Annotated in this window: 21 protein-coding genes and 1 tRNA gene; 10 read left to right on the top strand and 12 right to left on the bottom strand. The window is 67.4% G+C overall.

Annotated elements, in window-relative coordinates; translation table 11 throughout:
* Positions 1-18: 18 nt before the first annotated feature.
* The 4 genes from D9V41_RS01210 to gyrB all read right to left on the bottom strand — a co-directional run bounded on the left by D9V41_RS01210 (position 19) and on the right by gyrB (position 5,744).
* Positions 19-93 (bottom strand) — tRNA-Ile (locus D9V41_RS01210).
* A 57-nt stretch (positions 94-150) separates the two neighbouring features.
* Positions 151-1,089 (bottom strand): DUF3566 domain-containing protein, encoded by a 939-nt coding sequence (locus D9V41_RS18260; RefSeq protein WP_243697110.1) that lies wholly within the window; start codon positions 1,087-1,089, stop codon positions 151-153.
* The gene (gene gyrA, locus D9V41_RS01200) at positions 1,082-3,631 is read right to left on the bottom strand and encodes a DNA gyrase subunit A (RefSeq protein WP_121792703.1); all 2,550 of its coding nucleotides are present in this window, start codon (positions 3,629-3,631) and stop codon (positions 1,082-1,084) included. Before gyrA ends, D9V41_RS18260 begins: the two co-directional genes overlap by 8 nt.
* 91 nt (positions 3,632-3,722) lie before the next feature.
* Positions 3,723-5,744 (bottom strand): DNA topoisomerase (ATP-hydrolyzing) subunit B, encoded by a 2,022-nt coding sequence (gyrB, locus tag D9V41_RS01195; protein ID WP_121792702.1) that lies wholly within the window; start codon positions 5,742-5,744, stop codon positions 3,723-3,725.
* A gap of 223 nt (positions 5,745-5,967) precedes the next feature.
* Here gyrB and D9V41_RS01190 point away from each other — a divergent pair, with 223 nt between their 5' ends.
* Positions 5,968-6,789 carry a phosphatase PAP2 family protein gene (locus tag D9V41_RS01190; RefSeq protein WP_121792701.1) on the top strand — a complete coding sequence of 274 codons (822 nt, stop codon included), beginning with the start codon at positions 5,968-5,970 and terminating at the stop codon, positions 6,787-6,789.
* Positions 6,790-6,866: 77 nt separating this feature from the next.
* Here the strand turns inward: D9V41_RS01190 and D9V41_RS01185 are convergent, their stop codons facing one another.
* The 5 genes from D9V41_RS01185 to dnaA form a co-directional block, all read right to left on the bottom strand.
* On the bottom strand, positions 6,867-7,373 hold the full coding sequence (locus D9V41_RS01185; protein ID WP_121792700.1) for a DciA family protein: 507 nt from the start codon (positions 7,371-7,373) through the stop codon (positions 6,867-6,869).
* Positions 7,357-8,496, bottom strand: coding sequence for a DNA replication/repair protein RecF (gene recF, locus D9V41_RS01180; protein WP_121792699.1), 1,140 nt, complete (start codon positions 8,494-8,496; stop codon positions 7,357-7,359). The genes D9V41_RS01185 and recF overlap by 17 nt, the downstream gene beginning before the upstream one ends.
* A gap of 54 nt (positions 8,497-8,550) precedes the next feature.
* Positions 8,551-9,465, bottom strand: coding sequence for a phosphogluconate dehydrogenase (NAD(+)-dependent, decarboxylating) (gene gnd / locus D9V41_RS01175; RefSeq protein ID WP_121792698.1), 915 nt, complete (start codon positions 9,463-9,465; stop codon positions 8,551-8,553).
* Between the two features lie 33 nt (positions 9,466-9,498).
* Positions 9,499-10,641, bottom strand: coding sequence for a DNA polymerase III subunit beta (gene dnaN / locus D9V41_RS01170; protein ID WP_121792697.1), 1,143 nt, complete (start codon positions 10,639-10,641; stop codon positions 9,499-9,501).
* Between the two features lie 400 nt (positions 10,642-11,041).
* The gene (dnaA, locus tag D9V41_RS01165) at positions 11,042-12,526 is read right to left on the bottom strand and encodes a chromosomal replication initiator protein DnaA (RefSeq protein WP_121792696.1); all 1,485 of its coding nucleotides are present in this window, start codon (positions 12,524-12,526) and stop codon (positions 11,042-11,044) included.
* Positions 12,527-12,924: 398 nt separating this feature from the next.
* Here dnaA and rpmH point away from each other — a divergent pair, with 398 nt between their 5' ends.
* The 9 genes from rpmH (at position 12,925) to D9V41_RS01125 (ending at position 17,707) form a co-directional block, all read left to right on the top strand.
* Complete coding sequence (gene rpmH, locus D9V41_RS01160) at positions 12,925-13,062, top strand: 50S ribosomal protein L34 (protein WP_121793010.1); 138 nt, start codon at positions 12,925-12,927, stop codon at positions 13,060-13,062.
* A 5-nt stretch (positions 13,063-13,067) separates the two neighbouring features.
* On the top strand, positions 13,068-13,415 hold the full coding sequence (rnpA, locus tag D9V41_RS01155; protein ID WP_121792695.1) for a ribonuclease P protein component: 348 nt from the start codon (positions 13,068-13,070) through the stop codon (positions 13,413-13,415).
* Entirely contained in the window at positions 13,412-13,678 is a 267-nt protein-coding gene (gene yidD, locus D9V41_RS01150; protein ID WP_121792694.1) for a membrane protein insertion efficiency factor YidD, read from the top strand. Before rnpA ends, yidD begins: the two co-directional genes overlap by 4 nt.
* Positions 13,663-14,649, top strand: coding sequence for a membrane protein insertase YidC (gene yidC / locus D9V41_RS01145; protein WP_121792693.1), 987 nt, complete (start codon positions 13,663-13,665; stop codon positions 14,647-14,649). The genes yidD and yidC overlap by 16 nt, the downstream gene beginning before the upstream one ends.
* Positions 14,650-14,666: 17 nt before the next feature.
* The gene (locus D9V41_RS01140) at positions 14,667-15,140 is read left to right on the top strand and encodes a Jag family protein (RefSeq protein ID WP_341770301.1); all 474 of its coding nucleotides are present in this window, start codon (positions 14,667-14,669) and stop codon (positions 15,138-15,140) included.
* The gene (rsmG, locus tag D9V41_RS01135) at positions 15,137-15,769 is read left to right on the top strand and encodes a 16S rRNA (guanine(527)-N(7))-methyltransferase RsmG (protein WP_121792691.1); all 633 of its coding nucleotides are present in this window, start codon (positions 15,137-15,139) and stop codon (positions 15,767-15,769) included. The genes D9V41_RS01140 and rsmG overlap by 4 nt, the downstream gene beginning before the upstream one ends.
* A complete protein-coding gene (locus D9V41_RS18555; RefSeq protein ID WP_279432323.1) occupies positions 15,766-15,888 on the top strand; it encodes a hypothetical protein in 123 nt (40 codons plus the stop codon). The genes rsmG and D9V41_RS18555 overlap by 4 nt, the downstream gene beginning before the upstream one ends.
* A gap of 101 nt (positions 15,889-15,989) precedes the next feature.
* Positions 15,990-16,829, top strand: coding sequence for a ParA family protein (locus D9V41_RS01130; protein ID WP_133434093.1), 840 nt, complete (start codon positions 15,990-15,992; stop codon positions 16,827-16,829).
* Positions 16,826-17,707, top strand: coding sequence for a ParB/RepB/Spo0J family partition protein (locus D9V41_RS01125; protein ID WP_121792689.1), 882 nt, complete (start codon positions 16,826-16,828; stop codon positions 17,705-17,707). The genes D9V41_RS01130 and D9V41_RS01125 overlap by 4 nt, the downstream gene beginning before the upstream one ends.
* A gap of 60 nt (positions 17,708-17,767) precedes the next feature.
* Here the strand turns inward: D9V41_RS01125 and trxA are convergent, their stop codons facing one another.
* The 3 genes from trxA to D9V41_RS01110 all read right to left on the bottom strand — a co-directional run bounded on the left by trxA (position 17,768) and on the right by D9V41_RS01110 (position 20,741).
* Positions 17,768-18,094, bottom strand: a complete 327-nt coding sequence (gene trxA / locus D9V41_RS01120; RefSeq protein WP_121792688.1) for a thioredoxin — start codon at positions 18,092-18,094, stop codon at positions 17,768-17,770.
* Between the two features lie 17 nt (positions 18,095-18,111).
* Positions 18,112-19,083, bottom strand: coding sequence for a thioredoxin-disulfide reductase (gene trxB, locus D9V41_RS01115; RefSeq protein ID WP_121792687.1), 972 nt, complete (start codon positions 19,081-19,083; stop codon positions 18,112-18,114).
* A gap of 77 nt (positions 19,084-19,160) precedes the next feature.
* Positions 19,161-20,741: a protein kinase family protein gene (locus tag D9V41_RS01110; protein WP_121792686.1), complete on the bottom strand. Its 1,581-nt coding sequence runs from the start codon at positions 20,739-20,741 to the stop codon at positions 19,161-19,163.
* Positions 20,742-20,792 lie beyond the last annotated feature (51 nt).

Genomic DNA, 20,792 nt, shown 5'->3' with positions numbered 1-20,792 from the left:
GTTTCCCTTCGTGGGCGGTGGGCCTAGCTGGACTTGAACCAGCGACCTCTTCCTTATCAGGGAAGCGCTCTAACCAAGCTGAGCTATAGGCCCGCAACAGCGATGAACTCTACCGTACGCGTCCACACGCCGTCGTGGCGGGGGTGCGGCTCACCTGCGCTCGTCGGCGAAGGTGAGCTTGATGCCCCCGAGGATCTGGGCGGCGAGGTTGTACAGATGCGCCGCGATCGTGGCGAGCGCGGTCATGAACACCACGTTCAGGGCGGACAGCACGAGCGTCAGGCCGATGAGACGGCCGAACCCGAAGTACTCGGTGATGTCGAATCCGCCGGCATCGTCGCTGAGGATGTTGGCGACGCTGTCGTTAAGGGCGGACCAGACGCCGGTGACCTGCAGCACGACCCAGAACACCGACACCGCGACCACGCCGACGATCATCAGTGCCACCGACACGACGAAGGCGAGGCGCGTGACCGACCACGGCTCGATGTACCGAAGCCGCAGCGACGCGCGACCCGGGCCCGCCGGTTCGGCGTCGGGCTCGACCTGCACGGCCGACGTCGAGCTCTCGCTCTTCACCGGCGCGGGGGCCGGCTTCTTCGCCGACGGTGCGGTGGCCTTGGTCGTGCGCGGCGCCCCCTCGCCCTTGGACTGAGGAGTGGGCCCGTCGTCCTTGACCGCCGGAATGACGGCCGTGGTGTCCGGGCCCTCCTGGGTGGTCCGGGTGTACTCGTCCTTGCTCAGTCCGCTGAGCGGCTTGCGCGGTCCGCCGGTCGCGGAGGTCCCGCCGCCTGCGGGACGACTCAGCGGCTGGCGAGCCGACACGCTCGGCTCCTGCGAGGACCCGGCGCCGGACTTCGGGTTCGCGGGCTTCTGCGACGCGGGCTTGCTCGCCGACGACGGCGCAGCCTTGGCCGGCTTGGCAGCCTTGGTGGGCTTGTCCGCCGCTTCCGCCGCTTCCGCGCCCGGCTTGGAGGCTTCCTGAGTCGCGGGCGTCTCCGCCTTCGGCTCGTCCTTCGGCACACGCGGCATCTGCTGCGTGGGCGCCTCACCCTGGCCCGGACGCTCGCCCTGCGGCTTGTCAGTCACTGGTCTGCCCCTCGTCGATCGACGTCATGGCTTCGTCGGCCTGCGACTCGATTTCGTTCTGGGCCACCAGTTCGGTGTTCCGTGCGATCGTGACCACCCGGTCGTCCCCCTTGAACTTGACGAAGCTCACCCCCATCGTGCCACGACCCTTGGAGGGAACGCCGGACACCAGGCTGCGAGTGACCTGTCCGCTGGCCGTCACGCTGATGACATCGTCGCTGTCACGGAGCACGAGACCGCCGACGAGTTCGCCGCGGCTCTCGGTGATCTGCATGGCCTTGATCCCCAGACCGCCACGACCTTGCACCCGGTACTCGTCGATCGGGGTCTTCTTGGCGTAGCCGCCGTCGGTGACGGTGAAGACGTACAGCGGATCGTCCTCGTCGTCGGCGCCGGCCTTGACCACCGTCATCGAGAGCAGTTCGTCGTCGGGCCGGAACTTCATGCCGGTGACCCCCGACGTCGCGCGACCCATCGGCCGCAACTGGTCGTCGGTCGCCGGGAAGCGGATCGACTGGGCCTTGCGACTGATCAGCAAGATGTCGTCCTCGGGCGACACCAGCTCGGCACCGATGAGCTCGTCCTCGGGATCACGGAAGTTGATCGCGATGACACCGGCCTGTCGCGGGCTGTTGTAGTCGGCGAGGCGAGTCTTCTTGACGAGGCCCTTCCTGGTCGCGAGGACCAGATACGGAGCCTGCTCGTAGTCGCGGATGGCGAGAACCTTCGCGATCTCCTCCTCGGGCTGGAAGCTCAGCAACCCGGCCACGTGGCCGCCGCGCGCGTCCCGTCCGCCCTCGGGAAGGTGGTAGGCCTTGGCGCGATACACCCGGCCCGCGGTCGTGAAGAACAGGATCCAGTGATGGCTCGTCGTGGCGAACACGTGCGCCACGGAGTCCTCACCGCGCAGCGATGCGCCACGCACGCCCTTACCGCCGCGATTCTGCACGCGGTAGAGGTCGGTCTTGGTGCGCTTGGCGTAGCCACCCTTGGTGATCGTGACCACGACTTCCTCGTCGGGGATGAGGTCCTCGTCGGACAGATCGCCGTCGGCCGGAATGATCTTGGTCCGCCGATCGTCGCCGTACTTGTCGACGATCTCGGCGAGCTCCTCGCTGACGATCTCGCGCTGACGCGACTCGCTCGCGAGGATGGCCTTGAGTTCGGCGATCTCGGCCTCGATCTTGGTGAGGTCGTCGATGATCTTCTGACGTTCAAGGGCGGCGAGTCGACGCAGCTGCATGTCGAGGATCGCGCCGGCCTGGATGTCGTCGATCGCCAGGAGCGACTTGAGACCCTCGCGTGCCTCCTCGACCGTCGGGCTGCGGCGGATGAGGGCGATGACCTCGTCGAGGTGGTCGAGCGCCTTGGCCAGGCCGCGCAACACGTGGGCCCGCTTCTCGGCCTCGCGGAGGCGGTAGCGAGTACGACGTTGGATGACCTCGATCTGGTGGTGGATCCAGTTGAGGACGAAGCCGTCGAGGGTCAGCGTGCGCGGAACGTCGTCGACGAGCGCGAGCATGTTGGCGCTGAAGTTGCTCTGCAGCTCGGTGAACTTGTAGAGGTTGTTCAGCACCACGCGCGCGACCGCGTCGCGGCGGACCTCGATGACGATGCGCCGGCCGACGCGCGAGCTCGACTCGTCACGCAGATCCGCGATGCCCTGCAGGCGGCCGCTGTTGACGAGGTCGGCGATCTTGCGCATGAGCGCGTCGGGGTTGACCTGGTAGGGCAGCTCGCTGACGACGAGCTGCATCTTGCCCTTGGTGTCCTCCTCGATCGTGACGACCGCGCGCATGGTCACCGAACCGCGGCCGGTGCGGTACATGTCCTCGATGCCCTTGGTGCCGACGATGAGCCCATGGGTGGGGAAGTCCGGGCCCTTGATGCGCTGCATGAGCGCCTCGAGGAGTTCCTCGTTCGAGGCGTCCGGGTGTTCGAGCGCCCACTGCACGCCGGCCGCGACTTCGCGCAGGTTGTGCGGCGGGATGTTGGTGGCCATGCCGACCGCGATGCCGGCCGAGCCGTTGACCAGCAGGTTGGGGATCCGCGCCGGCAGGACGGACGGCTCCTGCGACCGGCCGTCGTAGTTGGGCTTGAAGTCGACGGTGTCCTGCTCGATGTCGCGGACCATCTCCATGGCGATCGGCGCGAGCTTGCACTCGGTGTACCGCATCGCGGCCGCCGGGTCGTCGCCCGGGGAGCCGAAGTTGCCCTGACCGGTGATCATCGGCGCCCGCATCACCCACGTCTGCGCCAGGCGCACGAGGGTGTCGTAGATCGCGCTGTCGCCGTGCGGGTGGTACTGACCCATCACGTCACCGACAATGCGGCTGCACTTGGAGAAGCCGCGGTCGGGGCGGTAGCCGCCGTCGAACATCGCGTACAGCACACGGCGGTGGACCGGCTTGAGGCCGTCGCGCACGTCGGGCAGCGCACGCGACACGATCACGCTCATGGCGTAGTCGATGTACGAGCGCTGCATCTCGTCGTGCAGCTCGACCGGCTCGATCCGATCGTGCTCGATAGGGATGTCAGTCATGGGTCACATACCTCGTTCGAGTGGTCTGGTCTCGCGTGGTCTCGGTACGCGGGCTGGTCCCTCGCCCGCTACTCGACCACCGAACATCGGGCTAGATGTCGAGGAAGCGGACGTCTTTGGCGTTGCGCTGGATGAACCCGCGGCGCTGCTCGACGTCTTCACCCATGAGCACGGTGAAGATCTCGTCGGCGACGGCGGCGTCGGCCAGAGTGACCTGGCGGAGCAGACGGCCCTCGGGATCCATCGTGGTCTCCCACAATTCGGAGTCGTTCATCTCGCCGAGGCCCTTGTAGCGCTGCACCGGCGCCTCCTTGGGGAGTCGCTTGCCGGCCTCGTCGCCGGCGGCCAGCAGCGCGTTGCGTTCACGGTCGGAGTAGGCGAGCTCGTGGGGAGCGTTGGTCCACTTGATCTTGTACAGCGGCGGCTGGGCGAGGTAGACGTGCCCGGCATCGATGAGCGGCTTCATGAAGCGGAACAGCAGCGTCAGTAGCAGCGTGGTGATGTGCTGGCCGTCCACGTCGGCGTCGGCCATGAGGACGATCTTGTGATACCGCAACTTGGCGATGTCGAAGTCCTCGTGCACGCCGGTGCCGAGTGCGCTGATGATGGCCTGCACTTCGGCGTTCTGCAGGATCTTGTCGATGCGGGCCTTCTCGACGTTGAGGATCTTGCCGCGCAGCGGAAGGATCGCCTGCGTGCGCGGATCGCGACCACCCTTGGCGGATCCACCCGCGGAGTTGCCCTCGACGATGAAGATCTCGCATTCGTCGGGATTGCGGCTCGAGCAGTCGGCGAGCTTGCCGGGCAGGCCGCCACCGCCGAGGAATCCCTTGCGGTTGCGGGCGAGGTCGCGTGCCTTGCGGGCGGCGAGGCGGGCCGAGGCGGCATCCATCGCCTTGCGCACGATCGTCTTGCCCTCGTTCGGGTGCTGTTCGAACCATGCGCTGAGTTCGTCGTTCAGCACCTGCTGCACGAAGCCCTTGGCCTCGGTGTTGCCGAGCTTGGTCTTGGTCTGACCCTCGAACTGCGGCTCGGTGAGCTTGACCGAGATGATGGCCGTGAGACCCTCGCGGATGTCGTCGCCGGTGAGCCGGTCTTCCTTCTTCCGGACCAGGTTGTTGGTCTCGGCGAAGCGGTTGACAGTGGTGGTGAGCGCAGCGCGGAAACCCTCTTCGTGGGTCCCGCCCTCATGAGTGTTGATGGTGTTGGCGAAGGTGTGGACCGCCTCGCTGAAGCTGGCGTTCCACTGCATCGCCAGCTCGAGCGACAGCCCGCTCTCCTCGTCCTCACGCTCGATGCTGATGACGTCGGGATGGATGGGCTGCCGGTTGCCGGTGTTGATGTGTCCGACGTAGTCGACCAGCCCGCCGTCGTAGCGGAACGTGACCTCGCGCTCGAGCTCGTCAGCCGTGCCCTCGGTGGCCTCGGGGTTGTCGTCACCGGGCAGCTCGCGCTCATCGCGCAGCGTGATGGTGAGCCCCTTGTTGAGGAACGCCATCTCACGGAAACGCGTCTTGAGCGTCTCGTAGTCGTAGGTGGTGGTCTCGAAGATGTCGGCCGAGGCGTAGAACGTGATGCTCGTGCCCTTCTCGTCCGTGGCCTCGTGCCGCTCGAGCTGGCCATCGGGCTCGCCGTACGTGAACGACTGCGTCCAGCGGTAGCCGTCCGTCTTGACGTCGACGTACAGCTTGGTGCTCAGCGCGTTGACGACCGAGACGCCGACGCCATGCAGACCGCCGGACACCTTGTATCCGCCGCCGCCGAACTTGCCGCCGGCGTGCAGCGAGGTGAGAACGAGGGTGACCGCCGGGATCTTCTCGACCGGGTGCTCACCGACCGGGATCCCTCGGCCGTCGTCGACGACGCGGACACCACCGTCGGCCTGCAGGACGACGAGAATCTGGGAGGCGTAGCCGGCCAGGGCCTCGTCGACCGAGTTGTCGACAACCTCGTAGACGAGGTGGTGGAGGCCGCGCTCGCCGGTGGAGCCGATGTACATGCCCGGCCGCTTCCGCACGGCCTCCAAGCCTTCGAGGACCTGGATGTTGCTGGCGTCGTACGACTGCGGCTGACCGGACGAACTCGCGTTGTTGGTCTCAGGCGCTTGGGTCACTCGACAAGTATACGGGCAACCTCGTGGCTCTCACGGATCCGAGGTCCGAAAAATGAGCGTCATGTCGTCGCTGAAGTGCCGGTGAACGCCACGTAACGGGGTTCAGGACTTCCCAGCGGCCCCTCGAACGACCTGCACCACGTCTGGCGGTGGCCTGGGCCGCTCTCGGGGCGATCCGCGTGTGCGCACGTCGGCGTTCGGCTCCGTGCGGCAAAGTGGAGTCATGTCCGTCGATACTCCCGTGCAGCCTACGCGATCGGCCGCTCGTCGCGGCAGGGTCAATGGTGTCGCGGCGATCGTCGCGGTCCTGGCGATTCTGGGGTTGGGCGCCCTCGTCGCGACGGCACTCGCGTCGTCCACCGGTCAACTCGTCGACGACGCGGCGATGAACGCCGTCACGGCCAACAACACCACGGAACTGACACTGTTGAGCGGACTGGGACGGGTCTCGCTCGGCGCGATCCTCGCCGTCGCCGTCGGCTGTGTCGCCATCGCCGTGGTGCGCCGGCGCTTCGCCCTCGCCGTCGGCGCGGTCGCGATCATCGGGGCATCGAACGTCACCACCCAGCTACTCAAGGACGTGCTCGATCGTCCGAACCTCGGGCTCGGGGTGCACAACAGCCTGCCCAGCGGTCACACCACCGTCGTGGTGAGCGCGGTCGCGGCGCTGCTGCTCGTCCTCCCGGCGGTGATTCGCCCGCTGATGGCCGTGATCGGGTCCGCGGCGATCGGACTGACGGGATTGTCGACCATCGTCGCCGGATGGCACCGGCCCGCTGACGTGCTCGCCGCCCTTCTCGTCGTGCTGGCCTGGACCGGCGCGGTATCGGTGGCGGTCGGCGGTCGCCGGGGCCCGGTGGTCCTGTCGGGCCTCGCGTCGTTCATCGGCGCGATCAGCTCCGTCGTCATCCTCGTCGCGCTCGGCGTACGGCCCGAACACTCGTGGCAGGATCTGCTGCTCGCGACCGCGGTTCTGGGCGTCGTCGCCGTCGTGACCAGCGTGGCCGTGACACTACTGACGCTCATCACGCCGGCGCGCGACTAGCGACGATGAAGCCGTGGCGGTGAGGGCACAGCCGCCACGGAGCGCGACCACGCGACGCGACGTCGCCTCGGCGTGGGTCAGCCGTAGGTGTCCCGGGGGCCTCGCCCGCCGCGGACCGAGCGGCGCCCCTTCTTCCAGGACGGCGCCTGCGGCCCGCGGATCTCGAGCCGGATCACCGCACCGTCGCCCAGGAGGTCATTGAGTTTGGCCACTAGGCGCGGGGCCAGCAGCGTGAGCTCCTTGGCCCAGGCCGTCGAGGTCGCTTGTATCCGCACAACGCCGTCGGTGAAGTCGACGACCTCACAGTGCTGCGCGACTTCCGGCCCGACGATCGCAGGCCAGTCGGTGAACACTCGGGTCGCGGCCAGCTGGTCGCTCCAGCCCTGCTGGCGGACCAGGTCGCCGAGGAAGTCCGACACCGGCGTCGCGTCCTCACGCTCGGGCCGCGCGGAGCGGCGTGGTCCCGGCCGGCGTCGCCGCGGAGCCATCGGCACACCACCCGTGCGGTACGAGTCGGCGATCTCCCGTGCCAGGCGGAGGACGTCGTCGGGGCTGCGCGGTGTCTCGTCAGGCTCGGACGTCATGCGCTTTCACCTCCCCGGATCGGACCGTGAATCTCCGGCCGCTCAGGCCCTCGGGGACGTCGTCCTCGACGGCCGCCGTGACGAGGACTTGCTCGGCAGTGCCGACCAGTTCCGCGAGGTGCTCCCTGCGCCGCTGGTCGAGTTCGGCGAAGACGTCGTCGAGAATGAGGATCGGGTCGTCGCCGTCGTCGCGGACCAGATCGAACGCCGCCAGCTTGAGCGCCAACGCCAACGACCAGGACTCGCCATGACTCGCGTACCCCTTGGCGGGCAGGTCGCCGATGGACAGCACCACCTCGTCGCGATGCGGCCCCACCAGGCTCACTCCGCGCTCGAGCTCGTCGCGGCGCCGCTGGTCGAGGTGCTCGGTCAGTGACTTGGCGATCGCATCCGCGTCGCGTTCGTCGGGGTCGAGGTCCTGCGCCGAGGAACGGTAGGTGAGCCCGACGCTCTGGCGATCCTCCGCCGCCGCGGCCGCCACGGCTCCATACGCCCGGGTGGCGTACGGCGCGAGCGCGTCGAGCAAAGCGAGCCGCGCCGCGGTGAGCTGCCCGCCGATTCGAGCGAGGTTCTCGTCCCAGATGTCGAGGGTGGACAGGTCGACGTCGCGGCGCCGCCCGGCCGACTTGAGCAGGGTGTTGCGCTGTCGCAACGTCCGCTCGTAGTCGGCCTTGATGCCGGCGAGCCTGGGGGTGCGCAGCACCAGGAGCCCGTCGAGAAAACGGCGCCGGTCCGAGGGATCCCCCTTGACGAGGGCCAGGTCTTCGGGGGAGAAGATGATCGTGCGCACCGTGCCGACGAGGTCGCGGATCCGCGGGACGGCGTTGCGATTGACCCGAGCCCGATTGGCCTTGCCCGGAGTGATCTCGAGCTCGATGAGCGCGCTACGCCCCTCCTTGACGACATCGGCGCGTACGACGGCGCGCTCGGCGCCGGCCCGGACCAGGGGAGCGTCCGAGGCGACGCGATGCGAGTCCAGGCGCGAGAGGTAGTCGATCGCCTCGACGAGGTTGGTCTTGCCCTGACCGTTCGCACCGACGAACGCCGTGGCCCCCGGGCTCAGCTCGATGTCCACGCTCGGATACGAGCGGAAATCGACGAGGGAGAGCCGGGCGACGTGCACACGACCACGGTAACGGGTGGACGGCGCACGGCGCCCATCACGCCGCCGGCAGGCTCACTCCTTGGCGGGCGGCACGTCCGGGGACTCGATCGTGGCCTGGACCGCGTGCCCACCGAATTGCTGGCGCATGGCGGCGACCGCCTGCATCGCCGGGGACTGGTCCTGCCGCGAGGTGAATCGGGCGAACAGCGCTGCGGAGATCGCGTGCATCGGCACGGCGTGGTCGATCGCCGCCTCGACCGTCCACCGGCCTTCGCCGGAGTCCTCCGCGTAACCGCGGATCTGGGACAGCCCCGGATCGTCCTGCAGCGCCTTGACCAGCAGGTCGAGCAGCCAGGACCGGACGACCGTGCCGACGCGCCAGGAGTCGAAGACCTCCGTGACGTTGTCGACCAGACCGGCCTTCTCGAGCAGTTCGTAGCCCTCGGCGTACGCCTGCATCATCGCGTACTCGATGCCGTTGTGGACCATCTTGGAGAAGTGGCCGGCACCGACCTTGCCGGCGTGGACGAATCCGCTCTTGTCGTCCGGACGCAGCGCATCGAAGGCGGGCTGCACCTTGGCGACGTCTTCGGCGGCACCGCCGGCCATCAGGGCGTAGCCGTTCTCGAGACCCCACACACCACCGCTCACACCACAGTCGACGAAGCCGACGCCCTTCTCGGCGAGCAGACCGGCGTGGATCGGGTCGTCGGTCCAGCGAGAATTGCCGCCGTCGACGACCACATCGCCCTCACCGAGCAGATCTGCCAACTCCTCGATGGTCGCCTTGGTGGGACCGCCGTGCGGCACCATGACCCAGACCACCTTCGGCTCGTCCGAAGGCAGTCGCTCGACGAGTTCGCTCAGTGACTCGACGTCGCGGACCTCCGGATCCAGGTCGTAGCCGACGACGGTGAGACCGGCGCGCTGCATCCGGGTCCGCATGTTGCCGCCCATCTTGCCGAGTCCGACGAGACCGATGTGCATGAGGCGTCACTCCTGGTTCGCGTTGTCGTGTGTTCAGTTCTGCAGGCGTACGGGCATGATCAGGTACCGGAATGCTCCGTCGGGATCCGCGCCGACCTCCGAAACGCCCGACATGGCCGCGGGCTTGGTGTGCTGGGTGAAGGCCAGGTGCACGACGGGCTCGGCCATCACCGAGAGCCCCTCGAGCAGGTACGTCGGGTTGAAGCCGATCGAGATGTCGTTGCCCTGGATCGTCGCCTCGATCGACTCCGAAGCCTGTGCCTCGTCACCGCTGCCGGCTTCGAGGAGCACTTGCCCCTCGGAGAAGGACAGCCGCACCGGCGTGTTCCGCTCGGCGACCAACGCGACGCGCTTGACCGCGTCGACGAAGGTCTGGGTGCCCACGTACGCCACGGTCTCGGCCTGGGCCGCGAAGAGCTGACGCACGCGCGGGAAGTCTCCCTCCAGCAAGCGCGTCGTGGTGCGTCGGACGCCGTTGCCGACGGTGCCCTCGAAGCCGATCATGCCGTCGCCGGTCTCACCCGCCGAGACCGCGATCGTGACGTCACCGCTCGCCGCGAGTGCGCGGGCGGCCTCGCCCAGCACACGGGCGGGGACGAGCGCGCGAGCGGAGATGTCGCTGGACTCGGGGAACCAGTCGAGGTCACGCAGGCTCGCACGGAAGCGGTCGGTAGCCATCAAGGAGATCGTCTCGCCTTCGAGCTCGAGTCGCACGCCAGTGAGCAACGGCAGCATCTCGTCTCGACCGGCCGCGGCGCTCGCCTGCGCCACCGCGGTGGCGAACGCGTCGGCCTTGATGGTGCCGGAGGACGTCGGCATCTCTGGCAGTTGCGGGTATTCGTCGACCGGCATGGTCTGGAGGCTGAATCGGGCGCTGCCGCAGACCACCTGGACTTTGCTGCCGTCGAGGGCGATGTCGACCGGCTGATGCGGCAGAGCCTTGACGATCTCGGCGAGCAGGCGTCCGGAGACGAGGACCTTGCCGTCGTCGAAGACCTCGGCCGGCAGCGTGGCACGGGTCGACGTCTCGTAGTCGAAACCGGCGAGGGTGAGCTGGTCGTTGGCGGTCTCCATGAGCAGTCCCGCGAGCACCGGCACGCTCGGACGGTTGGGAAGACTGCGCGCGGTCCACGCGACGGCATCAGCGAGGGTGTCGCGATCGATGCGGAACTTCACGAGAGCAAGGCCTTTCCAAGGTCGAGGGAGGCGACGTGTCGAATCCTGCCACGGTGGGGAGACAGCAGCGTAGTCGAGCGGGGAATCCACACTCCGCGGTGTGCATGACTTCGACGAACGGTCGTTATATGTATCTCTGTCGTCGTCGTAGTAGGCACTGTGGATAGTGTTGAGAACTGCCGTTTGTGCTGGTCAGCGAGTCGGTGGCGCCGTGGACGGCGTGTGGAGCCGGGCGTGGATGGGCCCCGGGGAGCTGTGGATCGCGCCGGAGCGTCCACGACGCGTTCACAGGGCTCCGGCGCGTCGTCCACCTGTTGTCCACAGTTACCCACAGGCTTTTCCCCACGTGTGAAAAGGGCTTGACGGACCGGTGCGCCGAGCAGTATTGAGCCGGTGCGGTTCACGCTTGCCTCGCCTGCTGCTTGATCCGGGCGGTGAGCTCGGTGACCTGGTTGTAGACGGCGTGCTTCTCGGCCATGAGCTTGCGGATCTTGCGCTCGGCGTGCATCACCGTGGTGTGATCGCGGTTGCCGAACTCCTGTCCGATCTTGGGCAACGAGAGCTCGGTGAGCTCACGGCACAGGTACATGGCGATCTGGCGGGCGAGGACGAGGTCGCGCGACCGGTTGGTGCTGCACAGTTCCTCGATGGTGAACTCGGAGTACGCCGCGGTCTGCGCCATGATCAGGCCGATCGAGATCTCCGGCTCTTCACCCTCGGCGACGAGATCCTTCAGCACGATCTGGGCGAGCTGGAGATCGACCGTCGTGCCGTTGAGGTTCGCGAACGCGGTGGCGCGGATGAGTGCACCCTCGAGCTCGCGGATGTTCGTCTGCACCTTGCTGGCGATGAACTCCAAGACGTCGGCCGGAGCGGTGAGCTTCTCGTTCGACGCCTTCTTTCGCAGGATCGCGATGCGGGTTTCCAAGTCGGGCGGGAGCATCTCGGTCTGCAGGCCCCAGGTGAACCGGTTGCGCAGGCGCTCCTCGAGGGTCTTGAGCTCCTGCGGCGGCCGGTCCGAGGTCATGACGATCTGCTTGTTCTCGTTGTGGAGGGCGTTGAAGGTGTGGAAGAACTCCTCCTGCGTCGACTCCTTGCGTTCGAGGAACTGGATGTCATCGACGAGCAGCACGTCGATCTCGCGGTACTTGCGGCGCAGCGCGGGCGTGCGGTTCTCACCGATCGCGTTGATGACGTCGTTGACGAACTCCTCCGAGCTCACGTACCGCACGCGTGAAGAGGGGTAGAGGTTGAGGACGTAGTGACCGATCGCGTGCAGGAGATGAGTCTTCCCGAGGCCGGAGTCACCGTGGATGACCAGAGGGTTGTACGCCTTGCCGGGTGCCTCGGCCGCGGCGACGGCTGCTGCGTGCGCGAACCGGTTGGAGGATCCGATGACGAAGTTCTCGAACTGGTAACGAGGGTTGAGGCGCGCCTCGGCGATGCTGTTGCGGTGCTGTTCGGTGCTGACCGGGCCGACGGCGGCCGGCCGGCTCACCCAGCTGGGCGTGAGTCCGTCGCGGTCGGCGGGCTCGTCGGTCTCGTCCAGGTCGTCATCCTCGTCGAGTTCCGCCGAGGCAGGTGTGTCTTTGTCGACTTGTTGACTTGTCTCTAAGTCGTCGAGGACGGTCGGGTCGATGGTGACGACGAGCCGCGCGTCGGCGCCGAGGCGCGACCCCAGGGCCTGCTCGAGGGCGGGACGCACGCGCGACTCCAGCTGAGCACGCGTCAGATCGTCCTGGACGGCGACGATGAGGATGCCGGCGTGGAGCGAGAGCGGCTTGGCCCCGTACACCCACACCTTGGCCCCCGGCGACAGGGTGGACACGGCCTGATCCCATAGATCTCGAAGATCGATGTTCTGGCCGTGGTCCACATCGCTCACCGCGTCTGCTCTCCTCGCATCGTTGCTGAGTCTTGCTGGAATTCCAGGGGCGTCCTGGGAACTTCTTCACGAACTTGTTCACACGGTTGTCCACACCATGTGAATGACCGGTGACGGAAGCGTCGCGCCCTGTGGAAAAGCCTCCTGGGACTCTAACGGTGCCGCGGCTGTGGCGACAAGCCGGTTCGCGCAATTGTGTGGACGAGCTCGGCGTGTCGGCTGGACGTACCATGGAGTCTGCGAGTACAGAGGTCAGTTTGACCCGATTCGGGTGGTCCCCGTACCGTTAAACTGGTCGTCCCTGCGCGACTCCCGCCGCGTGCCCACGAAGTATCCTTCGTGAGCGAGCGGTGGCCGTCGACCGGCCGACACAGATCCAGACGTCAAAGGAAACCTTCGTGAGCAAGCGCACCTTCCAGCCCAACAACCGTCGTCGCGCGAAGAAGCACGGCTTCCGCCTGCGCATGCGGACCCGCGCCGGCCGCGCGATCATCTCGTCGCGCCGCCGTAAGGGCCGCGCCAATCTGGCTGCCTGATTCACGTGCTCGCGCGTGCCCACCGCATGCGCGACGGTGACGCGTTCCGCCACACCATGAGGCGCGGAACCAAAGGCGTGGCCCCCACGCTCGTCGTCCATGCGGTGACTGCTCCGGAACCGGCGGATTCGTCCGTCGGTTTCGTCGTGAGCAAGGCCGTCGGGTCGGCGGTCGACCGTAACCGCGTGAAGCGGCGACTTCGACACCTGGTGCGCGAGCGCGTCGGCGCGCTCGACGCGGCGACCTGGATCGTCGTGCGCGCACTGCCCCCGGCGGCGAAGGCGCCATTGGCGGCGTTGTCCCGGGACCTCGATCGCGCGATGGCGCGTGCCCTGGACGGTCGTTCGCGATGACGTGGCTGCTCGTTCAGCTCCTACGCGCGTATCGCGCGGTGATCAGCCCGCTGTACGGACAGGTGTGCCGGTACTATCCCTCCTGCTCGGCCTACGCGCTAGGCGCCGTGGAGCAGCATGGTGCGTGGCGCGGTTCGCTCTTGGCCGCGCGGCGCTTGGCTCGGTGTCACCCGTGGACCGCTGGTGGCTACGATCCCGTTCCCCCCACGACGGCGCGTCGGCTTCGCGCGTCTGAACAAGGAGAGGCATGTTCGACTTCCTAGGCTCGATCCTCAACGCGATCATGACGCCGCTGTACTACGCGGTCTCAGGCATCGTGTTGCTGTGGCACGAGCTGTTCTCGCTGTTCCTCGACTCTGCGTCGGGCTGGTCGTGGGCACTCTCGATCGTCGGGCTCACCGTGACGATCCGCGCCATGCTGATCCCGCTGTTCGTGAAGCAGATCAAGTCGAGCCGCAACATGCAGCTGCTCCAGCCGCAGTTGCGTGAGCTGCGGGAGAAGTACGGGCACGACCGGGAACGGTTCGCCCAGGAGCAGATGAAGCTGTTCAAGGACTCGGGCACCAACCCGTTCTCCTCGTGCATGCCGCTGCTGCTGCAGATGCCGATCTTCTTCGCGCTGTTCCGCGTCATCAACGAGGCGGCCCGCAAGGGACGCGACGGAGCTCTGGGCTTCCTGGAGCCCAGGCACGCGGAGTCTCTCCAGGACGCGCAGTGGCTCGGCGGACGGATTGCCGACACTTTCCTGACGAGCGAGCACCTCGAGACCAAGATCATCGCCATGGTGATGGTCGTGTTGATGAGCGCGACGCAGTTCTTCACGCAGCGTCAGCTCATGGCGAAGAACATGCCGCCGGAGGCGCTCAACGGCCCGTTCGCGCAGCAGCAGAAGATGCTGCTGTACATCCTGCCGGTCGTCTTCGCGGTCTCCGGCGTGGCGTTCCCGCTGGGTGTGCTCGTCTACTGGACGACCTCGAACCTGTGGACCATGGGCCAGCAGTTCTATGTCATCCGCAACAACCCCGCGCCCGGAACGGCGGCCTTCAAGGCCAAGCAGGAGCGCGACGAGAAGCGCGGTAAGACGCCCCAGATCGACCCCGCGGAAGCGGCGGCCGAGGAGCGCAAGCGCATCGCGCGGGAGGCCGCGCAGAAGCGCCAGCAGCCGAAGAAGCAGCCGCGCAGCCAACGCAAGCAAGGTGGCGGCGGCCCGAAGAACTCCCCCAAGAAGCGATGAGTACCGAAGGGGCACCGATGACGGAGACGGCTCAGGATTTGGAGCGCGAGGGCGATATCGCCGCTGACTTCCTCGAGGAGCTGCTGGACATCGCCGACCTCGATGGCGACATCGACATCGACGTCGACGGTGATCGTGCCGCGCTGGAGATCGTCGGCGGTGAACTGGGCCATCTGGTGGGTCGAGACGGCGAGGTCCTTGACGCCTTGCAGGAGCTCACGCGCCTGGCGGTGTATCGCGAGACCGGCGTTCGCAGCCGGCTGATGCTGGACATCGGTGGTCACCGCGCGGCGATCCGGCGCCGCCTCGTCGACGAGGCCAACGCCGCTGTCGACGAGGTGAAGGCTGGAGCAGGCGAGGTCGCGATGGCGCCGATGTCCGCGTTCGAGCGGAAGGTCGTTCACGATGTCGTGGCGGCAGCGGGTCTGGTCAGCGAGTCCGAAGGCACCGGTTCCGCGCGACACGTCGTCGTGCGTTCTGCGTCGGCATGAACCAGGAACCTGCACTCCCCGTTTCACGTGAAACGCTGGCGACATCGCTGTTCGGCGACCGTACGCCGCTGATGGAGCGATACGCCGAGATCCTCGCTGCGGACGGTGTGGAGCGGGGGATGATCGGACCCCGTGAAGTGCCGCGATTGTGGGACCGCCATCTGTTCAACTGCGCGGTCGTGTGTCCGCGGATTCCGAACGGCGCGGACGTCGCCGATGTCGGGAGTGGCGCCGGCCTGCCGGGTCTGGTGTGGGCGATAGCGCGCCCGGACCTGAGGGTCACGCTTATCGAGCCGTTGCTGCGCCGGACGCGGTTCCTGGATGACGTGGTGAAGGCTCTCGACCTCGAGAACGTCACGATCGCCCGTTCCCGCGCAGAGGAGGTAGACGACCGCTTCGACGTCGTCACCGCCCGGGCGGTAGCGCGGCTCGACAAGCTCGCGCGCTGGTGCCTACCGCTCGTCGCCGCCGACGGCGTACTGCTGGCGCTGAAGGGGAGTAGCGCCCATCGCGAGGTCGGGGAGACGCGTGGCGTCGTCGAGAGTCTCGGTGCGCGGTCTATCGTGGTAGCGACGTACGGTGACGACCAGCTCGACGTCCCAACGACCGTGGTGGAGGTGACCCGATGACCGTCGTGCCCGGGATCGGCTGGCCGGTGCTGGAGGCTCAGCCGCTGGTGGACGAGCTCGGTCCAGAATCGGCCGCTCCGATCGGATGGCAGGTTCCACGTGAAACAACGAAGGACTGAGTATGGCTGAGCAGACGCCGACGGCAGCGGAGTTCGCTGCCCAGGCATTCGAGGAAGACGCCTCCACTCCGCTGGCGACTCAAGCCCGTGACCACGTGACGATGCTGGAGCGCCTCTCCACGGTCGGCGACTTCGAGCGCCCGAGCTCACCGCGCGTCTTCGTCGTAGCCAACCAGAAGGGCGGGGTGGGTAAGACCACCACCTCGGTGAACATCGCGGCGGCGATGGCCATGCGCGGCCTACGGGTACTTCTCATCGATCTCGATCCGCAGGGCAATGCGTCCACCGCGACCAACATCGACCACGGCAGCGGCACGCCAGGGACGTACGAGGTGCTGTTGGACGGCGCGCAGATCGCCGACGTCGCACAGCAGGCACCGGAGATCGCCAACCTCTTCGTCGTTCCTGCCACGATCGACCTGGCCGGAGCGGAGATCGAGCTCGTCTCACTCGTCAGCCGCGAACAGCGACTGCGCAAGGCGATCGACAGCTATCTCGCCGTGAGCGACCACCCGGTCGACTACGTGTTCATCGACTGTCCACCCTCACTCGGACTGCTCACCGTGAATGCGATGGCCGCAGCGCGCGAGGTGCTCATCCCCATCCAGTGCGAGTACTACGCGCTGGAGGGTTTGAGCCAGCTCCTGCGCAATATCGAGTTGGTGCAGCAACACTTGAACCCGAGGCTTGAGGTCTCCACGGTGCTACTGACGATGCACGACGCGCGGACGAACCTCTCGGCGAGCGTCGCCGCCGAGGTACGGCACCACTTCGGAGATCGGGTGCTGAGCACGGCGATTCCACGCTCGGTGAAGATCAGCGAGGCACCGGGGTACCAGCAGACCATCTTGACGTACGACCCCACCTCCACGGGCGCGCTGTCCTACCTCGAGGCGGCCCGCGAGATCACGACGCATCGGTACGAGGAGGAGCGCGCATGACGACTCGACCCGGACTCGGCCGCGGCCTCGAGGCATTGATCCCGACGTCGCGCGCTGCGGCGGAGCGCGAGGGTCTGGCCGAAGTCGAGGGCGCACGATTCGCCGAGATTCCGGTGTCCTCGATTCGGCCCAACCCCAAGCAGCCGCGGCAGGTCTTCGACGAAGACGACATGGGTGAACTCGTGCACTCGATCAAGGAGGTCGGGCTCCTTCAGCCGATCGTCGTCCGCGAACTCGAGGAGGGCCGCTACGAGCTCATCATGGGGGAGCGCCGGTGGCGCGCTCACCAGATGGCCGGTCTGGAGCTCATCGCGGCGGTCGTGCGGCAGACGACTGATGAGGATCTGCTGCGGGACGCACTGCTGGAGAACCTGCACCGCTCGCAACTCAACCCGTTGGAGGAGGCCGCGGCCTACCAGCAGTTGCTGGACGACTTCGGCTGCACGCACGACGAACTGTCGGCGCGGATCGGACGCTCGCGCCCCCAGATCACCAATACGATTCGCTTGCTCAGGCTCACTCCTGCTGTCCAGCGGCGCGTGGCGGCCGGCATCCTCTCGGCCGGCCACGCGCGCGCGTTGGTCACCGTGACCGATCCGGAAGTCCAGGACCGGCTCGCACAACGCGTGGTGGCTGAGGGAATCAGCGTTCGTGGGCTCGAGGAGATCGTGCGCTTCGGTCAGGAGGAGACCACCGCGCGGACGCGCAAGGCCAACACGCGGCCGACGTCGCCGAAGGTCGCCGAACTGGCCCACAAACTGTCCGAGCACTTCGATACCCGCGCCACGGTGCAGCTTGGCAAGACCAAGGGCAAGATCACCATCGAGTTCGCCACAATCGACGACCTGGAGCGGATCGTCGGGTTGATCAATCCATAAGTCGACAAAACGACAAATCCCCTCGTAGGCATCTCTACGAGGGGATTTGTCTTCCCGAGGTCAGGCGATGAATTCGCCGATCTCGTTGAGGATCGCCGACTTCGGGCGGGCGCCGGTGATCGACCGGACGAGCTCGCCGTTCTGATAGAGGTTGATGGTCGGCAGGCCGGTGACCCGGTACTGCGCCGGGGTGACGGGGTTGGCATCCGCGTCCATCTTCACCACGGTCAGCGTGTCGGGGTTCTCCGCCGCGATCTCTTCGAGGATCGGGGCGACCTGGCGGCACGGACCGCACCACGAGGCCCAGAAGTCTACGAGGACGGGACCATCGGCCTTGAGGACCTTCTCCTCGAAGTCCGCGTCGGTGACGGCAGCGATGTCAGCCATGTGATGTGCTCCTTCGTTCATTCGGTCAAGGCGGCGGCCGGTGCGGGTTCACCGGCCTCCTCGAAGCTGGCGAGATAGCGCTCGGCGTCCAGTGCGGCCGAGCAGCCGGTGCCCGCGGCCGTGATGGCCTGGCGGTAGGTGTGGTCGACGAGGTCGCCCGCGGCGAACACGCCGGGCAGATTGGTGGCCGTCGAACCGGGCTGGGTGAGGACATAGCCCTCGTCATCGAGGTCGACCTGACCGACGAGAAGCTCCGAACGCGGATCATGACCGATGGCGATGAACAGCCCGCTGACCGGCAGACGCCTCGTCTCACCGGTGCGGGTGTCGCGGAGCGTCACGGCTTCGAGCGACCCGGTCCCGTGGATCTCGGCCACCTCGCTGTTCCACGCGAAGTCGATCTTGGGATTGGCGAGCGCGCGTTGAGCCATGATCTTGCTGGCTCGAAGCTCGTCCCTGCGGTGGATGAGCGTGACCTTGTCGGCGAACCGGGTCAGGAACGTCGCCTCCTCGACCGCCGAGTCACCGCCGCCGACGACCGCGATCTCCTTGCCGCGGAAGAAGAACCCGTCACACGTGGCGCACCAGCTGACACCGTGCCCGGAAAGCTCGTCCTCGCCGGGCAGGCCGAGCTTACGGTAGCCCGAGCCCATCGCGAGGATCACGGCGCGGGCGGAGAACGTCCGCCCGTCGGCGAGGGCGACGGTCTTGATCGGACCGGTGAGATCGACGTGCGTGACGTCATCGGCGATGAGTTCGGCACCGAACCGCTCAGCCTGTGCTCGGAACTTGTCCATGAGCTCGGGGCCCATGATCCCGTCGGGGAAGCCGGGGAAGTTCTCGACGTCGGTGGTGTTCATCAGGGCGCCGCCGGCCGTCACCGAGCCCTCGAAGACCAGAGGTTCGAGGTTCGCCCGCGCGGCGTACACAGCGGCGGTATAGCCGGACGGACCCGAGCCGATGATGATGACGTTGCGGACTTCGCTCATGGAGAGACTCTCTCGTCGACGGTGAAACTACTGGTGCAAACGGATTCTAGGTGCAGGACATTCCCGATCGATGCAGCTCATCGACCGCGGACCGCGACGCCGCGGATCTCGCCGCGGTACTCGTCGGTTCCGACCTGGGGAAGCGAGCGCAGCCACACCACCACGTAGCGCGTGTACGTGCCCGAAGGCAGCGCGATAGCGGCGTCCTGGCCCGCGCCGTCGAGCACGGCGACCTCGCGAAGATCGTCGAGCGAGGTCGGCGCCTGCTGCATGGTGGAGGGCGCGGTCATGATCGACAGATCCGTGGGTGAGCCGGCGAGGCGCAACTGCACCTGCTCGACCTGGGTGGGGCTGCCGAGATCGAGAATCAACCCGACGCCGTCCTTCAGCCGGCCGAACGCCGGATCGCCGTAGTAGGTCGAGGTGTACCAGCCCGATTCCGGGTCGTCGTCGACCGCGTTGTCCACGAGCCGCGGGTTCTCCTCCAGGTCCGAGCCCTGGGGGTCGAAGTCGATCGCCGTCTGCACCGGGACCACGCGCGCGGGCTCGGAGGCGGACGGCGTGGGGGTGCCGTCCGGATCCGTCGACCGTGTCGACTGCGCCACCAGGAGCGCCAACACGGCGACGATCATGACGGTCCCGAGGACGCCCAGCAGCACCAGCCCGCGGTCTCCCCGAGCGGCCTCGCGGAGCCGTCGGCGGCCGCGTTCGAGCCGCGTCGGGGGAGGTGGCTCGAAGGCCTTGGGGCGGCGACGAGGCGGGGCGAGGCCGGGCGGGGGCCCGGACGGGAGGATGACCGGATCCAGCCGGAGAAGATCCGGCGACGACACCGGCGAGTGCACGAGTTGCTCGGAGTCGACGTCGTCGTCTTCACCGGTCAACAGCAGGACGTGGGCGATGTCGGAGGCCTTGGTCAGCGGAGGCTCGTGGTGGCGCGGCGGATCGCCGAGGATCCGGTCGCAGACCGTGTCGATGTCACGCGCGACGCCGGCGCGGACCTGCCGCGGCCGCAAGAGCCGACCATGTTCGGTGGGTGCCGCGCGGAGGCCGTCGACGTGGCCGCCCGGCCAGCGACTCACCAAGCAGGCGTACAGGAGTCTGCCGATGGCGTGGATGTCGGCGCGCTCGTAGCTGTCGAGATCGGCGGCCGAGACGTGTTGGTCCACCGGCGCCAGGGCCGTGGCCACACCGAGCCCGACGATCCGCACGGCGCCCGACTCCTTCAACAGCACCTGGTTCGGGGTGAGGCGGCGGTGGTACAAACCGTGCTCGTGCGCGTGGGCGAGGGCCTGGGCGACCTCGGCGACGACGGTCGCGGCGCGGCGGCTCGGCAGGGGCGACTGGACGAGCAGACTGCTCAGCGGGACGGCACGCGCCCATTCGCGGACGATGACGTGATAGCCCGCGTCATCTTCGATCAGATCGAGGACCCGCAGGAACCGATGGTCGGTGACCTTGGTGGAATCGCGCGCAGCCTGGAGGAAGTTGCCCGAGCGGGGATCGTCCGAGGGCAACAACTCGACGCGGACGTTGCGGTTGAGGATGTGGTCGTGAGCCCGCCAGTTGGACGCCCCGAGGCTTTCGCTCACCAGATCGTGGAGTTCATACCGTCCGGCCAGCACGACGCCCGGCGCGAGGGCGCGTCGTTCGCTCGTCACGGTGTACTCCTTCGGTCCCCACCATGGTAGGACGCCAGACCAGTCCTGCCG

Origin of the sequence: Aeromicrobium phragmitis (genome assembly GCF_003674095.1) — a bacterium.
Lineage (GTDB): Bacteria > Actinomycetota > Actinomycetes > Propionibacteriales > Nocardioidaceae > Aeromicrobium > Aeromicrobium phragmitis.
This window is presented reverse-complemented; position numbering and strand designations above follow the sequence as displayed.